Consider the following 19,421-nt stretch of genomic DNA (forward strand, 5'->3'; position numbering starts at 1 on the left):
ATAATTGTAAATAGCCGTTATATTGATGTGGTTTTTGCCTGGCACTTTAGTTTACTCTCTCGGCACTAAAATAATAACAACGAAATTTGTTGGTGCGGAATAATATGGAAGTGTCACTTGATCACGTAAGCGTCGATTTACGTCAGGTGTTGTTTGAAATGGCTTGTGCGCTGGATGCGGTTGGCGTGGATGATATCCATCACGGCCATCGAGTGGCTTATATCGCGTATCGCTGTGCCCAAAGAATGGGTTGGAGTGAAGAAAAGGCTCAAATTGCCTTTTCACTGGGTTTGATTCATGACTGTGGCGTTACGGAAGCAACGGAAAGAAGCGCACTGCTAGAAAGCTTGGTGCCCAAAGACACGATTTCTCATTGCGTGAAAGGGTACGAACTCCTTCGTGCTTGCAAACCTTTGGAGTCCTTAGCTGTCCCGATTCTTTATCACCATACATGGTGGTCTGAGCTAGCGCAGACAGAAGGCATTTCCGAGGAGGATAAGCAGTTCGCCGCGCTGCTGTTTATATCCGATAGAGTTGACTATCTGCATGCCAACTATTGTCCTGATAGCTACGGCAATGTGACTCAATCTAGCCGTGAGGTGATTACGCAAGAGTTGTTAGCCAACGCATGGACTATGTTTGATGCCAATCATGTTCAACACATGGTTGAGCTGATCGACAGTGATGACTTTTGGTTCTCCATGGATTCGCGCTACATCGAGAATTTAGCTTATCGTTTTGACGCCGTTCCGTTCTTTTCCACCCACCTGACGTTAGAAGAAACCATTTCGGTTGCCGAACTGTTTGCCCAGATTGTAGATGCAAAAAGCTCATTTACGTTTGAGCACTCTCGGAACGTAGCAAAACTGACGGAGTTTCTTGGGCTGCAACTTGGCTACTCACATCGCGTTCAACGAATGTTGTACTTAGCCGGCCTCGTCCATGACATTGGTAAGCTGAAAACGCCAGTCGCGATTTTGCATAAACCGCAAGCCTTGACCGAAGAGGAGTATGTTTGTATCCGTCGACATGCGACCGACACGCGTCATGCTTTGATAAAAATGTTTCATTGCCAAGAAGTGATCGATTGGGCATCCAACCACCATGAACGACTCGACGGTTCTGGATACCCAATGGGTAAGACAGCCGAACAACTCGATCAACCAAGCCGGATTGTGGCAATCGCGGATGTGTTTCAGGCGCTGACGCAATCGAGACCTTATCGAAAAGGGTTAACGCTCTCTAAAGCGATGTGTATTCTCAAGGAGCTGGTGGAGAAGGGGCAATTGGATGAAAAGGTCTATGGTTGCTTACAACACCATGCGAGGTGCTGTTACAACATCTCTACTGGTCTCGATGAGCTAGCAACGGCGCACCAGTGAGCACGCCGTGCATGATCTGTAATCTATTGAGCTAAAAGAAACTGTTTAAAGCGCTGTTGCGTTTCTTTATCGGCTTCTTGATACCAAAAATGGAGCATCTGCTCTGCGGTGTTTTCACCTTTCAAATCATCCATTGAGACATTGGTTGGTATCGGGATCGACTTGTTCAATGAGGCGATGCCGTCATGTCGATTGTATTCGGCGATTTCAAGCTTGAAATTGCGCCCAATTTGCATACCTTCCTTTGCCAGCTGCTCTTGCTGAACGGCAACTACCTGACCGTTTTGGTTCTTAAATTGCCATTCGGCAGATTTAATCTCTGCTTTTGCTTCGCGCACGTTTCGGTAGCTTGGAAAGTCGAACACAAGCTCACTCTCTTTTGCCGCAAACTTGGCAACGATAGGATCACTTTCAACAATGATTCGATCCTTTCCTTGAGTAAAGTAAGGCTTGTATAAGAACAGAATTTGGTTTTCGCCATCAGGTAGGGTCACTGTCTTTTGAGATGAGAAAAGACCGCCATCCAGTTGCGGCTTTTGTTCATTGACCAAAAGGACTTCAACTGTATCTGGAATGGAAATCGTAACATCTGCCAGTGCATTTGTACTTAAACCCAGCGCGGCAAACGCCAATAATGAGGTTTGGACTTTCATAATTTTCGCCGTTAAAACAGAGTGGACTTAACTCTGCCAACCTGAGTAGGCGAATGCAATCAGAACCCTAACAATGAAGGGAATTTTGACCGCAACATGACGGAGAGTGCCCTATTTTTATAAAATGAGTCGCATTTCACGGAAAGGAGCAAATTAAGCGACTATATTGTTGGTCAGTTTGCCATCAACGATAAGGACAACGCTATGAATTGCATTTGGATGCACGACAGCCGATACGTGTTGTCGTCATGGTATAACTTAGACTACTGCCTCTCGCTACAAAGCAAAGAAACAGACTCACTGTAATTTCCTCTCGCGCATTTCGCGCACATTCAAAAAGTTATTTATTTAGCCAGATACAGATTCCTCTGTAGGGCCAGTTATATCTATAGGAAATTATAATGAAACGTATTCCAGAACCTTTTCGCATCAAAATGGTAGAGCCGATCAAAATGACCACTTATCAAGATCGGGTCGAGGCGCTCAACCAAGCCGGTCTCAATCCTTTCTTACTTCGAAGTGATGATGTGTATATCGATCTGCTCACCGATTCGGGCACAGGTGCCATGAGTGACAATCAGTGGGCTGGCATCATGATGGGGGATGAGTCTTATGCGGGTAGCCGAAACTATTACAACTTGTGCGCAGCTGTCGAGCATTTCTTTGGCTACAAGTTAACGGTTCCAGCCCACCAAGGGCGCGGCGCTGAGCAAATTCTATTTCCAGCACTCATTGAACGTATGCGTACGGTTCGCGGTGGCACCGATCCTGTATTTATCTCGAATTATCACTTTGACACCACTGCCGGACATATTGAGTTAAATGGGGGTAAGGCAATCAATGTGGTTGATGAGCATGCCTTTGATACCACCACGCCGTACGACTGGAAGGGCAACTTTGATCTGCAAAAACTGGAAGCGACGATCGAAGAGCATGGGGCGCGAAACATTTGTGCAATTATCACCACCGTGACGTGCAACAGCTCGGGTGGACAGCCAGTCTCTATGGCAAACATGCGTGCGGTCTACGAGATTGCTGTGAAGAACGACATCCCCGTAGTTATTGATTCCGCGCGTTACTGTGAAAATGCTTACTTCATTAAGCAGCGCGAAGAAGGGTACCAAGACAAGTCGATTCTAGAGATCATTCGAGAAATGTACCAATATGGTGACATGCTGACGATGTCAGCGAAGAAAGATCCGATGGTTAATATTGGCGGAATGTGCTGTATTCGTGATCATAAAGAGCTGTTCCAAGCAGTGCAGACACGTTGCGTACCGATGGAAGGGTTCGTGACATACGGTGGTATGGCTGGCCGTGACATGGAAGCATTAGCAAGAGGCTTGTACGAAGGGGCGGATGAAGACTACCTTCATTACCGTATCAGCCAAGTGCAATACCTTGGTGAGCGGCTACGTGAAGCTGGGATCCCTATTCAATATCCTACGGGTGGTCATGCTGTGTTTGTTGATGCAGCGAAAATATTGCCCCACATTCCTGCGCACGAGTTTCCCGCACAAGTGTTATGTAATGCACTCTATCTGGAAGCTGGGGTCCGTGCTGTCGAGATTGGCTCCTTGTTGTTAGGTCGCGATCCGGCAACCGGAGAGCAGAAAGCATCAGAATTAGAATTGATGCGCCTGACAATCCCAAGACGTGTTTACACTAACGACCATATGGACTACATCGCGGATGCCATTATTGCGTTGAAAGAGAGTGCGCACGAGCTAAAAGGGCTGACATTTGAGTACGAGCCTCCGGTATTGCGCCACTTTACCGCGCGTTTCAAATCGAAATAGTTCCCTTATTTCGATTTAACCGCAAAAGGTCAATAGACCCGAAATACTGCCTCAGCGATTTTCACTGGGGCAGTGTTCTATTTTAATCCCATGTCTTTAGCTAGTGACAGATTCTGCATTTTATTCATAAGCATACGGTTTCTTCTGCAACTCAATGAGTTTATAAATTCTGACTCAGTATCCAATTACTGATGTAACAAAGTGCTAACACGATTATGAATTTTGACTTTGACTCGTAAAGCACTTTTATTTTTTCCAACTAAAAAAAAGTCTCTTAAATACTGAAGTGGATGTTCTTCATTAGTTGTAGAGGAACAGCTTTAACTCTGACTTTAGAGTGAACTTCAAGGAATGAGAGAAATAGATATGAATCGTATTACTTTGTGTGCAGCTAGCATCGCGATGGCACTTTCTGGGGCCACGCTTGCAGCACCAGCCGCTCCAAGCGTCGACGTATATGGCTCGAACAACCTACAATTTTCTAAAATAGAACTCGCAATGGAAACCACCTCTGGCTACAACCAGATGGTGAAATACAACGAGCAAGCGAACATCACCGTTAAGTTTAATCAGTGGAGTGGCACTACGGGTGACACTTACAAGATCTTATTTGATGGCGTTGAAGTGGCGACTGGCCCGATTACTGGCAGCCAAACCACAGCAAACTTTACCTATGGCCAAGGTGGTCGTTATCAGATGACGATTGAAGCATGTGATGCGACAGGTTGTAGCGCAAGTGCTCCAGCAGAAATTGTGGTCGCGGATACGGATGGTTCGCACTTAAAACCACTGACAATGAATGTTGACCCGAACAATAAAACCTACAATACCGATCCCAATACCGTTGTGGGTACTTACTTTGTTGAGTGGGGTATCTATGGCCGTAAGTACACCGTGGACAACATTCCAGCCGATAACCTAACTCATATTCTTTATGGCTTCATTCCAGTTTGTGGTCCGAACGAGTCGGTGAAATCTGTTGGAGGCAACAGCTTCAACGCTTTGCAAACTGCGTGTCAGGGCGTTGCGGATTACGAAGTGGTCATTCATGACCCTTGGGCTGCTTATCAAAAGAGCTTCCCGCAAGCCGGTCACGAATACAGCTCGCCTATCAAGGGCAACTACGCAATGTTGATGGCGCTGAAGCAGCGTAACCCAGATTTGAAAATCATCCCTTCTATCGGTGGTTGGACACTGTCAGACCCATTCTACGATTTTGTAGACAAAGCAAATCGTGACACTTTCATCGCGTCAGTGAAGCGCTTCCTGAAAACGTGGAAATTCTATGATGGTGTCGACATTGACTGGGAATTCCCTGGTGGCGGCGGTGCTGCGGCGGATAAAGGTGATCCAGTAAACGATGGCCCGGCGTACATCGCCTTAATGCGTGAGCTGCGTGCCATGCTTGATGAACTTGAAGCAGAGACTGGCCGTACTTACGAATTGACATCTGCAATCGGTGTTGGTCACGATAAGATTGAAGACGTGAACTACGGTGAAGCGATTCAATACATGGATTACATCTTCGCGATGACCTACGACTTCTATGGTGGTTGGAACAACGTAGTGGGTCACCAAACAGCGTTGTACTGTGGTTCGTTTATGCGCCCTGGTCAGTGTGATGGAACAGGCCTAGATGAAAATGGCGAACCGTACAAAGGTCCTGCTTACACCTCTGACAACGGTATTCAATTGCTACTAGCGCAAGGTGTTCCAGCCAACAAGCTCGTACTGGGAACTGCTATGTACGGTCGTGGTTGGGAAGGTGTGATGCCAGATACATTGTCTGATCCAACCGACCCAATGACAGGTGTTGCAACAGGTAAACTCAAAGGGTCTACCGAGCAAGGCGTTTGGGAAGATGGCGTTATTGATTACAAAGGCGTGAAAACCTTCATGCTTGGCGATAACAAGCAGGGCGTTAATGGCTTTGAATATGGCTATGATGAGCAAGCAGAAGCGCCTTGGGTGTGGAACCGTTCTACTGGTGAGTTGATCACGTTTGACGATGATCGCTCAGTGAAAGCAAAAGGTGCGTACGTGCGCTCTCTTGGCCTTGCTGGTCTTTTCTCTTGGGAAATTGATGCTGACAATGGCGATATCCTAAATGCGATGCATGAAGGTTTAGCGGGCGGCACAACAACGCCAGTAAACCGCGCACCAGTTGCCAATGCAGGTGCTGATATTACGGTTGTTGGTCCTGCTACTGTTTCTCTTGACGGCAGCGCTTCAAAAGACTCTGACGGTACTATCGCGAGCTACCAGTGGAGCCAAGTGTCCGGCACGCCAGTGACCTTGGTTGGCGCAAGCAGTGTAGCGGCAAGCTTTGATGTCAATGAAGTCACACAGACACAAACTCTGAGCTTCAAACTGACAGTCACTGACAACGAAGGTGCAACAGCATCAGATACCGTGACGGTTACTGTCAACGCTAAGGACCTACCACCTGTCAACACGCCACCAGTGGCAGCGATTGTCGCACCTGCGAATGTCAATGCGGGTGACGTGGTAGTCGTTGATGCATCTTCTTCAAGTGACGCTGACAACGATCAGCTGACTTACACTTGGGATGTACCAGCAGGTTTGAATGCAACTGTGGATGGTGCAACAGTGAGCTTTGTTGCTGCTGAGTACACGCAAGATACATCACTTGCTTTCACCGTGACACTAAGCGATGGCAAAGCGACCGCTTCGGCTTCTTCGACTGTCGTTGTGGCGAAGAAGGTAACAGGTGGCGATCTTTGTAGCGACCTTTGGAGTGCATCTACGGTATACACTGGCGGCAACCAAGTTTCTTGGGCTGGTAAAGTGTGGGAAGCGAAATGGTGGACTAAAGGTGACGATCCAACGAAGTCTGGTCAATGGGGAGTATGGAAAGAAGTTGGCCCAGCAAGTTGTTCAACTAACTAATCGATATTCGAGCTAAAACAAAAAAGCCATTCAGGGTGACCTGAATGGCTTTTTTAGTTCTCGAAATGGTTAGTTGACCGCTCTTACCTTACCTTGTTTGAGGTTGTTTAGTACCTCATGTTTTGGCCCATCAGCAATCACGCAACCTTTTTCCATCACAATCACTCGGTCGACGACATCGAGCATAGAGGTCTTGTGAGTGATCAAAATCAGCGTCTCACTTTGCTTAAGCTGAGCGAGTTGCTGTTTGATATGCATTTCTGAACGGTTGTCCATGGCGCTGGTGGGTTCATCCATAAGAAGTACAGGTGGACGGCCTAGCAGTGCACGCGCAATGGTCACTGCTTGACGTTGCCCTCCGGACAATAGCATGCCACCTTCACCTACCTGACGCTCCAGACCTGCAGGGTCTTGTTGAGTGAACACGGTAACACCCGCTCGATTCGCTGCGTCCATTACGTCTCGATCATCGGCCAGAGGTCGCCCTAGGGTGATGTTGTCGCGGATAGAGCCGTAAAACAGCTGGCTATCTTGCGGCACGCAGCCGATGTTGCGTCGAACATCAATGTGGTGCAACTGCTGGATATCAGTATCGTCGATACGAACGTGGCCTTCCGTCGGCTGGTATAAACCCATAATTAGGCGTTCTAGGGTGGTTTTCCCTGAACCAATACGACCGATAATCGCGACTTTCTCTCCGGGCTGGATAGTTAAGCTCAAGTCCCTAACCGACGCGACCGGAGAGTCGGGGTAGTGGAAAGTCACTTTATCCAGTTCAATTTTACCGTGGACGATAGGTCGATGGATGTAGCGTTTCCCTTCCTCTTGTTCATCCGGCATGCTCATGACTTGCTCAATGATCGACATGGAGGATTTCGCTTGGTTATAGCGTGTCGATAACAGAGACAACTGAACCATAGGACCAATGGCACGGCCGCTTAGCATGGTGGCAGCAATGAGCCCACCCATGGTTAATTCGCCTTCTGCAATCAGATAAACCCCAAGGATAATCATGCCGACGTTTGAAGCTTGCTGAACAAAGCCCGCAGTATTTTGGATACCGTCAGTAATCCTTTTGCTTTTGACATTCCAGTTGGCCATATGAGCAACCGCTTCTTCCCAACGGAACTGGAACTGACTTTGTGCGCCAAACAGCTTTACTGTCTCGAGCCCGGCAAGGCTCTCGATCAGGTTAGCGTATTTTTGCGAGGCCAAACGTGAACCTTCTTCAATGGTATGACGCAATGGTCCTTGGATTAGCAGTGAGTAAATCACCAAAATCAACACGCCGACGATAGGCACGAGAACGAGGTTGCCAGCCATCAGCCAGATCAGTAGCAAGAAGAGTAATGCGAACGGAAGATCAATCAAGGAACCAATCGTGGCTGAAGTAAAGAACTCTCGAATGGACTCAAACTCTTGTAAGTGACGCGCAAACGCACCGACTGAGGGTGGCCTTGCTTCCATTCGAATCCCCATCACTTTACTAAACAGCTTAGATGAGATCAGTATGTCGGACTTCTTGCCCGCGACATCAATAAAGTAGCTGCGCATCAACTTCAGGCACAGGTCAAACAAGAAAATGACAAAGATACCGCTCGCTAATACCCAAAGTGTTTCAAAAGCGAGGTTTGGCACCACTTTATCGTAGACTAAGCGCGTAAACATCGGCGCCGCGACCGCGAATAAGTTAATCAGAATCGACGCGATTAGTACGTCACGGTAGATGTGCTTCGACTGCCAAATGGTACTCCAGAACCAGTGACCTTTCTTGGTTTCCAATACTTCGGGAGAGCGTTCGTCATAGCGAAACTGTTTTTTGACTAAGAAGTAGCGACCAATGTATTGCTCTTCGAGGTCGCTCCAACTGATAGATACAGGGACTAAGCCTGAATCTCCGGTAACGATTTCAACTTCACTTTTGTCGTCATTGATGCTGTTTAGAACACAAGCATCGCCACTTTTAAGCAGCAACACGACCGGCAAGACCAGTTGTGATATGTCTTTTAGTGGTGCTCTGTTTTCTTTCGCTACCAAGCCCGCACGCTCAGCAGAGCGCGGGAATAGAAAAGGAGTGAGCTTTCCGTCGGCCAACGGTAAACCATTGATCAATGCCTCCGGAGAATTCGCTAAGCCATAGTAACGGCTTACGTAGATAAGCGAATTTAATAGCGGATCCTGCATGCTATACCTTTTTCCTATTTATCTACAATGAAGCCTTGGAAGACTTCAATAAAGTGCTCAGACAAGAAGTCGAGCTGAGTTTGAGTTTCAACACGTGAAGCGATGGTCTTGATACCTAGGTTGTGAGCTGTGCGTGAAATAGAGGTCAAGGTGAACTTCTGCTTCTCATCATCTAAGTGATGCGTGTAAAGATAATCCAGTTTCACATACGCAGGACGGAACTCATTGATGTAATCGAGTGATTGGAAATTTCGTCCATAGTTGTCGACACCGAAATCTGCACCCGCTGCACGAACCGCATTACAAAATAGTGCAGTGTGATGTGGGGAGTTGATAAAACAGTTTTCAGGAATCTCAAAATGAAGCAGACCCGCACATGCTTTGTTTTTGTTGAGCAGTTGGGTTACCCATCGAATGAAACTTGGTTGAGAGATACTTGTTTGAGCAATGTTGATCGCGACAGGTTCAGAGACTTCCCCTTCCTTGATGCGTTTAACCATGGACTCGATTACGTATTCATCAAACACATGGCTAGCGTTAAGCTGCTCTAGTGCAAACAAGTATTGGTTGGCGCTATAGCGCTCGCCATCTTTTTCAATTGCCGAGAACACTTCGCGGTGGAATGTTTGTCCCCACGAATTATTGGCTGCTTGGAAACGGAAGGTGAACCAATCGTTGTTGATCGCTTCTTCCACCAAGGTTTTCCATTGCTGTTTGCCCATAAGGTTGTCGTGATTGGCAGCAGAAATGTAGCCGTAAGAAATCTCTGGGTTAGCTTTTGCGGTTGCCAGTGCGTTATCGAGCATAGTCAACACTTCACTGGTATTAACCGAGGTTTCATTGTGGACTACGCCAAGCGCGATGCTCGATGTTGCCATGCCAGTAGGGTCGGAGTTGATGTCTTGTACGTAGGTGACAATACTGTCGGCGATCAGTTTCAACTCTGTGTTATCCATGTTTGGCAGTATAAAACCGAACTCTTCCGTTGAGATACGGGCTAAAGTGACATTCGGTGAGGTCAATGACACTTTAAGGTGATCGGCTAGCTCACGGACCATACCATCACCAAATTCATACCCTTTATCTTCATACAGCTCACGAATGAAGCTCGCTTCAAGAATAGCAACGCCACCAAATCCGCCTTCGCTTAGCCAAGAGCTTAATTGGCTCATGTAGAAGGCGCGGTTACCCAACCCTGAAACTGGATCAACATAGGCTCTTTCGCGAAGCTGTTGCGCTTCTTTTGCTTGCGCTTTAAAGGACTTTTCAAGCTGAGAAGACATACTGTTGATGCCATCAACAACATAGATGAGGTCCTGCGTAGCAGGGCGGGGAAGTGGGTCGCCAAATTGATTGCGCGCCACTTGCTCCATTTTGTTTACGATGAGATTGAGAGGCTTAAGCGCGCGTTTAAGAATAAATGAAATTGAGAACAGACCAATCAGCATAATGATACAAAACGCAATCACCAATCGTTCGAATGCTTTCCACAGCTGAGCATAGGCTTCTCCGGGATGGCTGACAATTTCAACTTCGGCCAATTGCATCCAGCCACTGGTGACAACACGACGATCGTGGATTTTGTCAAACAGGTGAAGGTCAGTGAACCATTGAGGCACATTGTTGGGTTTGATTGGGTATGAGCGCAGAATCTCTTCCCCAGTATCGAGAAAGATCAGTCGCACGACCGAATAGCTACTGCCATCAAACAGCGCATTGATTACCGATTCAACAGCAACGGTGTCTCGTTTTTCTAGGTAGGGAGCGAGAGCCAAACCGACCGTATTAATGGTGTTGTTCACTTCCGACTGTTGTTGCTGTACTAGGTTATCTCGAGTGGTATCAAACTCGATGATAAACACCGAGATCAGTAGCATCAAGATTACAGCAATCATTCCCGCGACAAGCTGTTTATATAACGTCATATTGCCTACTCATCATAATTGACTATGGGTTTGTTTAGTTTTAGCGATTTCTCGCGAGCACGGAGATCATTCCATAAACTCAATCTGGATGATTTCCCTGCTAACTGTCCTTGTTTCGACTTCATTAACCACAGGTTTTTACCGTTAAAACTGTATATCGGTAGCAGGTCACGTCGTTTCGACGCCCGCTTAATTTCTGGGTCAATGTTGTCGAGTAGAATCGGTTCTGCGCTTGGCTTGGAGTAATAAGCGAGAACCATATGAAACTGATTTAACTCTATGGCTTTAACGTACACTAAACGGAGTTTCTTGTCTGAGACTCCTAACTCGAGTAAAGAGAAGTACTTCGCAATGGTAAAATCTTCACAATCGCCGGCGTTACTGCCAAGAAATTCGAGAGGCGTTGCCCAGTAGTCGTTTTTGCCCCACAAGCGGTCATCGTTGACAAAGTTGAGCTGATTGAAAAAGCGATTTACCTCGGTAAGCTGCTGTCGTTCAGAGAGAGAGCGGTAAGCTGCCATTTCTTTACGCCATGTTTCTACTCGGCGAGCGGCGCGATCACCATACGTGTTGCGCACAGCCTCAACCCAACGTTGCTCTTGGGTATTAAGAGCAAACGATGTGGTTGAGGCAATCAAAAGCAGGAGTGCTAAATAGAGATATTTCATTTAAGCACTATTGTCGTTTGATTTGGGCATCTGTATTGGTATGAACATAGAATAATGCATCACTCCTTCAAAGCATTGTTTTTGGCACCAAGGATTGGCTTTAGCAGATACTCCATGACCGTGCGTTTACCAGTGATGATATCTACAGATGCGGTCATGCCTGGAATAATTGGCAAAGTTTCATCTTTGTTTAGGCTTGTCTCTTTGGTTCTTACTCGTACCAAGTAGAAACTGTTGCCTTCTTCATCGGTAGTGGTATCGGCACTGATGTGTTCAAGTGTCCCCTCTAGACCACCATATTTGGTGAAATCGTAGGCGCTGAACTTAACAATAGTGGGCAGTTCTGGGCGTAAGAAGGCGATATCTTGAGGCGCAATTTTTGCCTCAACGAGCAGGGTATCTTCACTCGGTACGATTTCGACAATGTCCATACCCGGTTGAATGACCCCACCAACGGTATTGATGTAGAGAGTTTTTACCGTGCCCGTAACTGGAGAGGTGACGATGGTTCTGTTGACTCTATCTTCCAACCCTACAGCGGACTCTGTCATCGCAGAGAGTTTATCTTGAGCTTGGTTGAGCTTTTCTTGTTGCTCTGAACGGAACTTTTGCGCGATATCGATACGGCTAAGCATGGCTTCACGGATGGCCGATCTTAGAACAGGGACCTTGAGTTCACTGGATGTAAGTTCACGTCGGGTATCATTAACTTGCCTTTGCAGTTTGAGCAGCTCAATTTTTGGTACAACCCCTTCATCGGCAAGGGGCTTGGTAATATCGAGCTCCTTTTTGGCGAAATTGTAGCTGTCTCTTAGGTTACGGACGCGTGCTTGGATCTCGATCAGGTCTTGCTGTTTCTGCTTCACCTGCTGATCGACAACAGAGATCTGGTTTCTCAACTTGTCTAGGTCTTGTCGATACTCTGCACGCTGACGTGCTACGAGTTCAGGCTTGCTCTCAGATAGTTGTGGTGGGAAAGCGAGTTTGTTGAAGTTAATTAGGACGTTGTTTTGCCATGTGTTGTTGTCGAAGTCTTCGTTGATCGCCACACTGGTAATCGACGCAGAAAGTTGCATAACGCTTGCTGTTAAGTTGGCGACTTGCTGCTCTCGCTCACGGAAATCTGAGCGGAAACGCGTGTCGTCAATAAGCAGCAGTTGTTGTCCTTTTTCGACTTTTTGCCCTTCTTGGACCAAGATATTTTTGATCAGCCCGCCCTCAAGGTTTTGAACCACTTGGATTTGTGAAGAGGGAACGACCTTGCCTTGTCCAACGGTGACTTTGTCGATTTGAGCCCAAGATGCCCATACACCGGCAAGTACGAAAAAGAGCACCATAATCCAAAGCATGATTCGAGCGCTGTTAGGCGTATTCAATAGCAGTGCCGCTGTTTTGTCGTCGACATACTCTAGCTCGTCAGGAGTAAGCTTATTGTAACCGCTCTTACTCATTGGTGATCCTTGTAAAATTAGGTTATTTTATTGATTTTATTACTGTCTGATGCAAATGTTAAGAATTTGCTGTCATAATCGCCTTTCAGTATGCAATTTCTCTTTCTTACATTGCATGATTAAGTGTAGTGTTTGTATCGAGCTTCATGCTTGAGTTCTCCTAAATTAGAGCTCACAATCAGGCAAAAAATTTCGTCAGGAGATAAGATGGAACTTGAAGATATTCGCCGCGAATACACCAAAGGCGGTCTTAGAAGAAAAGATCTGCTCGCCGATCCTGTTCAGCAGTTTGATTTATGGCTAAAACAAGCCATTGAGGCCAAGCTGACTGACCCGACGGCCATGACAGTGGCAACCGTGGATGAATCTGGGCAGCCATTCCAGCGCATCGTCTTGCTTAAACATGTTGATGAGCAGGGGTTTGTCTTTTACACCAACCTAGGCAGTCGTAAGGCTTCTCAAATAGAGGTAAATGCGAAAGTCAGTCTTCATTTCCCATGGCACCCAATGGAGCGTCAGGTTCACATCACAGGCGTTGCCGAGAAGCTATCCGTGGTAGAAAACATGAAATACTTCTCGTCGCGACCAAAAGATAGCCAGTTGGCGGCGATTGCCAGTAAACAAAGCAGCCGTATCTCTGCACGCGGTGTGCTTGAAGGTAAGTTTCTAGAGCTCAAGCAAAAATTTGAAAAAGGCGAGATTCCTGTACCAAGTTTCTGGGGTGGTTTCCGTATCAAACCGACGTCGATAGAGTTTTGGCAAGGAGGTGAACACCGCTTGCATGATCGATTCCTCTTCTCGAAAGAAGCTGAGGCTTGGCACATTGACCGTTTAGCACCTTAGTGCATTGAAAATACGCCGCTTATGCGGCGTATTCTGTATTGAGCGCCACCGAAATCTGTTTTCTCAACAAAGTATGCGGTATTTGAGAGCCGAATCCTCTTTCTAAGGCAAGGTCGATTAATTGCGCTTTGGTATGGGCTCCAAACTTTGCTCTTAACCGCGCGACATGACTTTCCAACGTTTTGATCGAAATGTTCATCACTTTTGCAATGTAGTTTGGCTTTTTCCCGTACAGTAGCAAGAACAGCGCTTCTGATTCTCGAGGAGAAAGTTTAAGAGGCAGCTCTGTTTGCGGGCTCTTTAACGACAGCATTGAGTCGTCTGACAATCCCGTTGCACGACATATCCAGTGCCCGACCTCCAAAATTGCCGTGTCTGACAAATCTTGTCCATAAAATATCGACCCTTGCACTTCACCCAGTTCGTTGTACCAAGGCGTTTTGATAAAAATATGAGCTCGCCACCGCCCATCCGGATAAGGATGGATATCGAGCACCTTTAGACTGGTGCGATGTTCCATTACATAGATGTCTTGGCTACGAAAATCTTCCGCACAGCGTGATGTTGGGCTGGGGATCTCATGATCGCTTAGACCGATACACTGATCAGGACTTTCCAAACCGACAAGTTGAGCGTAGGCAAGATTTGCGTAAACAAACACGGAGTTCTGGTCTTTGCATCCCCAGTATCCGGGTAACTGATTAAATAAGGAGACTAAATGCGGACTCACTTCTTATATGCACCTCATAGAGCAACCCTGAGATTCTAGCTTAAGGCCCTGTTGCTAAGGAATAAAAAATGCCAGACACAGAGTGACTGGCAAACACAAGATGACTCTTGTCGACGTGTAGAAGAGGTTCTATTACCAATATTAGCTGGAATAGACGTATCAATAGATACCGAGCGACCTAAAAGCCGTTTCTGTAATTGGCGGAATATTTCGCTAGCACAGATTTGGCATTAGATTGACTCTATAGACATTTTACTTAGTACGCGGGAACAAAAAAGGGGGGAAATCCCCCCCTTACTCGTGTTTGAGTGAAGTGCGTTAGTTTAATTCACGCACAACTCGGAAGCCGAGGTAGTTAGATGCGGTAAATGTTGAAAGAATCAACTGCTGATCGGCGGCGGCCATTTCAGGTGAGAAGTTCCATGCACCACCTTTGGCTATACCACTTGAGCCGTTGGTCCATTGCCATACGTTGCCCACTGCATCGTACATACCCAGTTTGTTTGGCGCGAATGCACTGACTGGTGCAGTACTCACATTAGACCAAGGAGTTCCACTCCAGCCGGTGTTTGCCTTACCGGTTTCGAATGTGTTGCCCCACCAGTATTTGGTTTGGCTTCCGGCTCGAGCAGCAATTTCCCACTCTTGTGCCGTTGGCAGACGATATTTGGCTCCCGTCTGTTTACTTAGCCACTTGGCATAGGATTTCGCGTCATTCTGGCTAACACATACCACCGGTGAGTTCGGGTACTGTTTAAAGCCAGGATTTTTCCAACTGCTTTTTGACAGTGGCGTTACCTCGCCATCAATCAATGCAGTACAGGTGTTTTTCAGCTCCGCATCCGTTTTATAGTTGGTTTGTTCGACAAAAAACTTAAACTGATTAACAGTGACGGGCGTTGCGCCGATACCGAAAGCATGATCAAGGTTAACGCGCTCTGCCGCATTTTGACCGACAAGGTATTGGCCTTTCAATACGGTAATCATCTCTGGAGCTTTGGTGTCATTGGCGAGAGAGTCAGCAAACTTGTCTCCCGATCTCGGTTGATTGGTTCTCTCTTTTAGCTCAGCACGAATTGCGAAATCAGAGCCCACTTCAACACTTTTGCTGAATGGGTAGTAACCTTCTTTCTCAACTAAAATTGTGTGTTCGCCAATAGGTAGCATGACCTCTACGGGTGTTGAACCGTAGGATACACCATCAATCAAGACGTTATCATCGTACAAGTTTGAGCGAACTGACACGTTCACCCACGCCACTTCCTGTTGTACTGCCGCGTTATTGCCATTGCTTTGCCCTTTAGATAGGCAGTATTGCTTATCAAGATCCAGCAGGCGGCAAGCGGTACTTTTATCTGGGCGAGACTCCATTTCGACGTCCATCAAGCTTCTGTAACGCATTCCATCTTGGAAGCCGCTTTCAAGCGTTTGATGATCGAGAACGTGGATGTTGATAGACGCTTTGTGCAGGTTAGCTTTTACAACATTGGTTTCAGAAAGTTTCTCTAACAGTGACAAGCGAAACTCTTTGACGGCTTTTTGCAGCGCCAGCTCTTTGGTTTGGCTTTCACATTGAGCAAATGTCATCGAGTCAGCACAGCGGTTGGTGAAACTGACGGAAATCTTTTTATGTTGGTTTAGCTCTTGCGCCAAGCGTTCTGCACGAGCGCGATATTTGGCGGTTTCAAGGTTTTCAATCAACCGCTTGATGGTTTTGATTTCTGCTTGCTTAGTGACAAGATCCGCTTCGAGCTCAGTAAGACGATGCTGCGCTGATAGTGTTTGATCTTGATTGTCTTTAACACTTTGCCACGCGTTTTGGTAGGCGGCTTGAGAAGCGGCAATATCGATGTTGGGATCATTAATCATGCGCTCGTAGTCGCGCTTGAGTTTAACTTTTGCATCCTCGAATTTTGCCGATAGAGTCGCAGCTTCAGCCTTGAGGCGCTTTATTTCACTCTGTTGCTGATTAACGAGCTCTTGTTGTCCATCCCTGAACTGCTCAAAAGTCACTAACTCCGAATGTTTAGTAAAAATCTGGTCATCGATTTCCATCAATGATGTTGGCGTTTCTTGTGCTTGAGCATACGACGCCATCAAGGTCGGAGATAATGCTAGCAAAAGGGTCGAGAAACCGAATCGCATTGTCTTTCTTCTACATCCAAAAAATTAAGTTAATTGGCTCATTCTAAACGAAAACGCCACTTTGGTCTCAAATTATCATTAGATAACTGAGAATCAAAGTGGCGTTTTTACTCATCTTTGTGAATTGTGTTGGTCTTTTACTCAATATTATCCGTTAGGACGCAATTTCACCCACACAGTATCGTTCGAATTGATGGTAATGATCCGATTGTAAGATTGGAAACCGTTCTTCGATACCGTCACTTGGTGCTGACCTTTTGGTAGGACGACTTCAACCGGTGTGCTGCCGTAACTGATGCCGTTGATGGTCACAGAATCGTCGTATTGGTCAGAGCGAACAGTCACGTTTACCCAACTCTTGTCGATTTTCTTATCCTTTTTCTTAGCGTTTTTAAGGCAGTATCGAGTCGAGACGTTAAGTAGCTTACACGCTGTGCTCTTGTCCGGGCGAGCGCGCAGCTGAGCTTGGATTTGGGTAAAGTACTGATTCGTGCCTTCAAAGCTTGAGCGGATCACTTGAGACTCTTGCACGATGACATTGAGCTGAACATCTTTAGCGTTTTCTTTCGCGGTGTGGGACTCAGTAACACCATCAAGCAGCTGTGATTTGAAAATCTTTACGGCTTTTTGCTTAGTAAGGTATTGACCTTGGTTTGAACACTCACCCAACGTCATGGTCGCCGAACAGGTTGTTGTGTAACTTGTCTCAAGCACACTGCTGTCACGCAGTTCACGATCTAAACGTTTGACACGCGCGTCTACCTTTTGCTCTTTCAAGTATGAAAATTCAGATTTCAAACGGGCGTGTTTTTGATTGATAGAAGCTACGCGCATTTCGCTCTCGGCGATCGCTTGTCTATTCTCAAGCTGTGCCTGCTGGGTCTCTTTTACCGCAGCCCATGATTGGCGGTACTCATTTTGGTACGACGCTAAGTCCAAGCCTGGGTCTTCAAGCAATCGGGTATATTGCGTATCCAGAGCGGCTTTTGCGCGGTCTCGTTTCACGATCAGCTCTTGCTCTGCACGCTTCAAGCGATTTTTTTCACTTTGTAGCTGTCTTAACTGTTCTGTTTCCGCACTGACTTCATTGGTCACGGAATCAAGTTCAGATTCTTTTTGCTTTATCTTGATTTCTATTGCGGCAACAGGGTCTGACGGGGCAGATTCTTCCGCAAATGTTGAAGTCGAAACCCAAAAAGGGGTTAGCGCTAGTAGAAGCGCTGGGAGGCGACGTTTGTTCATAAGTCCCTGCAACATATAATGTTTAATACACTAATCTCAAAACTCAGTCTGCTTTATGGGGTGTGAATGTTGAATAGACAACCACAGCCAGCGGACAGATAGATGTTTAAGACAAACAATTGACACTCCTTTGCACGTTTGCCTTTCAGAGATATCGATTCGTCCTTTTTAGCACTCTTGGCTAAACTCAGCCTGCGATTCTAACACAAGTTTCTAGAAAATCAGGAAAGTCGTCGAACCATTCTGTGAGTATTAAAGAAATATTCAAGTGGCAAATTCGAATCTGGAAATCAGTTAATGGATAGAAGGCACATTGACCGTAAATTATGTGCACTTGATCATTCTTCCGGTGAGGAAGATTTTGTTGATTTCTCTTCTAAGCTATCGATTTGCAAAGAAAAGAACGGCCAGGCTTTATGCATTTGATTTGGTATTCGATGATAGGAATTTCGAATCTTCGCGATTTTGTTATACCATTTGCTTACTGACCGTCCTATTTGTGTGGTGTTCTATGCATCTACCTCCTAAACCCCTCATCACGCCCGATGCTGCCAATAAGTTGTCACCGAAACCGGCAGAATTGGTGACTCTCCCTTCTTACATGGAGTGTCATGACCACAGCTACACGCAAATTGTGATAGGGCTAAAGGGGCAAGCGGAATTTGAAGTCAATGGGCAGGGTAACTATGTTGGCCCTGGCCAAGGTTGCGTCGTGACTTCCGGATCAGGGCATGCATTTGGTGGGGTTGTCGGTCAATCCGATATCTTGGTTCTCAATATGCCGATAGCGAGTGATGACGACCCATTAATGCTTCAAAAGCTCAATGAGCTCAATGATCGTGACACTTACTTTCAGCTCGATGGTCAGATTCAAAAGCTCATCCAGATGCTGGTGCTAGAGATGCAGTCCAGTCCTGAGGACTTGCTGTTAAGCCGTGCTTGCAATGACACGGTAATTGCATTGCTGCATCGTCACATGTCTTCTTTTGAAACGTTGCGAAAAGAGTCCCGTTTTGATCTCGATGCGATTGACCGCTACATCGAGCAGCATTTGAGCCAGAAAATCAGCGTCGCTCAGTTAGCGGGCAGTGTCTTTCTCGGCGAAAGTCAGTTTCACAATCTGTTCAAAGAACAAATGGGGATTACGCCACATCAGTATGTGTTAAGCAAACGCATTGATATGGCGAAACAGCTTATTGCGCAAGGTAACCTATCACTTGGGCAAGTGGCAGAGCTGACGGGGTTCTCAGGGCAAAGTACCTTCACGCACACTTTTTCTCGTCTTCAAGGTATTTCACCTTCAGCCTATAAGAAAAGAATTGGTTAAAACTGCAAGCACAAACCGAATATAATATTGCTTAATTTGGTGTGATTCTGTTTTTGTTTTGTTAAAAAACAGAGTTTTTAGCAAAAAGCTCGGAGTTTTTGACAAGTATTCCTCGCACGCTCAAAATACACTGCATGCCATTGTAGGAAACCTGAACGATTG

The 19,421-nt window shown here is 46.4% G+C and carries 13 protein-coding genes; 5 read left to right on the plus strand and 8 right to left on the minus strand.

The annotated features are described in order from the left end of the window. Nucleotides 1-104 precede the first annotated feature (104 nt). Entirely contained in the window at nt 105-1,382 is a 1,278-nt protein-coding gene (locus tag ACUALS_RS15120) for an HD domain-containing phosphohydrolase (RefSeq protein ID WP_454449743.1), read from the plus strand. A gap of 23 nt (nt 1,383-1,405) precedes the next feature. Here the strand turns inward: ACUALS_RS15120 and ACUALS_RS15125 are convergent, their stop codons facing one another. Further along, on the minus strand, nt 1,406-2,035 hold the full coding sequence (locus ACUALS_RS15125) for a DUF2057 family protein (protein ID WP_005469371.1): 630 nt from the start codon (nt 2,033-2,035) through the stop codon (nt 1,406-1,408). A gap of 401 nt (nt 2,036-2,436) precedes the next feature. Here ACUALS_RS15125 and ACUALS_RS15130 point away from each other — a divergent pair, with 401 nt between their 5' ends. After that, nucleotides 2,437-3,834, plus strand: coding sequence for a tryptophanase (locus tag ACUALS_RS15130; protein WP_005469170.1), 1,398 nt, complete (start codon nt 2,437-2,439; stop codon nt 3,832-3,834). A gap of 366 nt (nt 3,835-4,200) precedes the next feature. Then, the gene (locus ACUALS_RS15135) at nt 4,201-6,744 is read left to right on the plus strand and encodes a glycosyl hydrolase family 18 protein (protein WP_454449744.1); all 2,544 of its coding nucleotides are present in this window, start codon (nt 4,201-4,203) and stop codon (nt 6,742-6,744) included. Between the two features lie 69 nt (nt 6,745-6,813). Here ACUALS_RS15135 and ACUALS_RS15140 read toward each other — a convergent pair whose 3' ends face one another. Genes ACUALS_RS15140 through ACUALS_RS15155 form a run of 4 tightly spaced genes read right to left on the minus strand, consistent with a single transcriptional unit; the run spans nt 6,814 to nt 12,972 of the window. After that, on the minus strand, nt 6,814-8,928 hold the full coding sequence (locus ACUALS_RS15140; RefSeq protein WP_005469201.1) for a type I secretion system permease/ATPase: 2,115 nt from the start codon (nt 8,926-8,928) through the stop codon (nt 6,814-6,816). A gap of 14 nt (nt 8,929-8,942) precedes the next feature. Next, nucleotides 8,943-10,853 (minus strand): bifunctional diguanylate cyclase/phosphodiesterase, encoded by a 1,911-nt coding sequence (locus tag ACUALS_RS15145; protein ID WP_454449745.1) that lies wholly within the window; start codon nt 10,851-10,853, stop codon nt 8,943-8,945. Between the two features lie 5 nt (nt 10,854-10,858). Continuing rightward, a complete protein-coding gene (locus ACUALS_RS15150; protein ID WP_038135297.1) occupies nt 10,859-11,521 on the minus strand; it encodes a transglutaminase-like cysteine peptidase in 663 nt (220 codons plus the stop codon). Nucleotides 11,522-11,580: 59 nt separating this feature from the next. Beyond that, the gene (locus tag ACUALS_RS15155) at nt 11,581-12,972 is read right to left on the minus strand and encodes an HlyD family type I secretion periplasmic adaptor subunit (protein ID WP_038212101.1); all 1,392 of its coding nucleotides are present in this window, start codon (nt 12,970-12,972) and stop codon (nt 11,581-11,583) included. Nucleotides 12,973-13,179: 207 nt separating this feature from the next. Between ACUALS_RS15155 and pdxH the strand changes: the two genes are divergently transcribed. Beyond that, entirely contained in the window at nt 13,180-13,815 is a 636-nt protein-coding gene (gene pdxH, locus ACUALS_RS15160; protein ID WP_038188187.1) for a pyridoxamine 5'-phosphate oxidase, read from the plus strand. 19 nt (nt 13,816-13,834) lie between these two features. On the opposite strand, the gene ACUALS_RS15165 is transcribed toward pdxH, so the two are convergent. The 3 genes from ACUALS_RS15165 to ACUALS_RS15175 form a co-directional block, all read right to left on the minus strand. Beyond that, nucleotides 13,835-14,545, minus strand: coding sequence for a helix-turn-helix transcriptional regulator (locus ACUALS_RS15165; protein ID WP_038188190.1), 711 nt, complete (start codon nt 14,543-14,545; stop codon nt 13,835-13,837). 318 nt (nt 14,546-14,863) lie between these two features. Beyond that, nucleotides 14,864-16,690 carry a formylglycine-generating enzyme family protein gene (locus tag ACUALS_RS15170; protein WP_038188193.1) on the minus strand — a complete coding sequence of 609 codons (1,827 nt, stop codon included), beginning with the start codon at nt 16,688-16,690 and terminating at the stop codon, nt 14,864-14,866. Between the two features lie 147 nt (nt 16,691-16,837). Next, on the minus strand, nt 16,838-17,932 hold the full coding sequence (locus tag ACUALS_RS15175; RefSeq protein WP_039477602.1) for a PEGA domain-containing protein: 1,095 nt from the start codon (nt 17,930-17,932) through the stop codon (nt 16,838-16,840). Between the two features lie 511 nt (nt 17,933-18,443). Between ACUALS_RS15175 and ACUALS_RS15180 the strand changes: the two genes are divergently transcribed. Next, the gene (locus tag ACUALS_RS15180; protein ID WP_038135284.1) at nt 18,444-19,259 is read left to right on the plus strand and encodes an AraC family transcriptional regulator; all 816 of its coding nucleotides are present in this window, start codon (nt 18,444-18,446) and stop codon (nt 19,257-19,259) included. The last annotated feature ends 162 nt before the right edge of the window (nt 19,260-19,421 follow it).

Source organism: Vibrio sp. NH-7 (genome assembly GCF_053643215.1).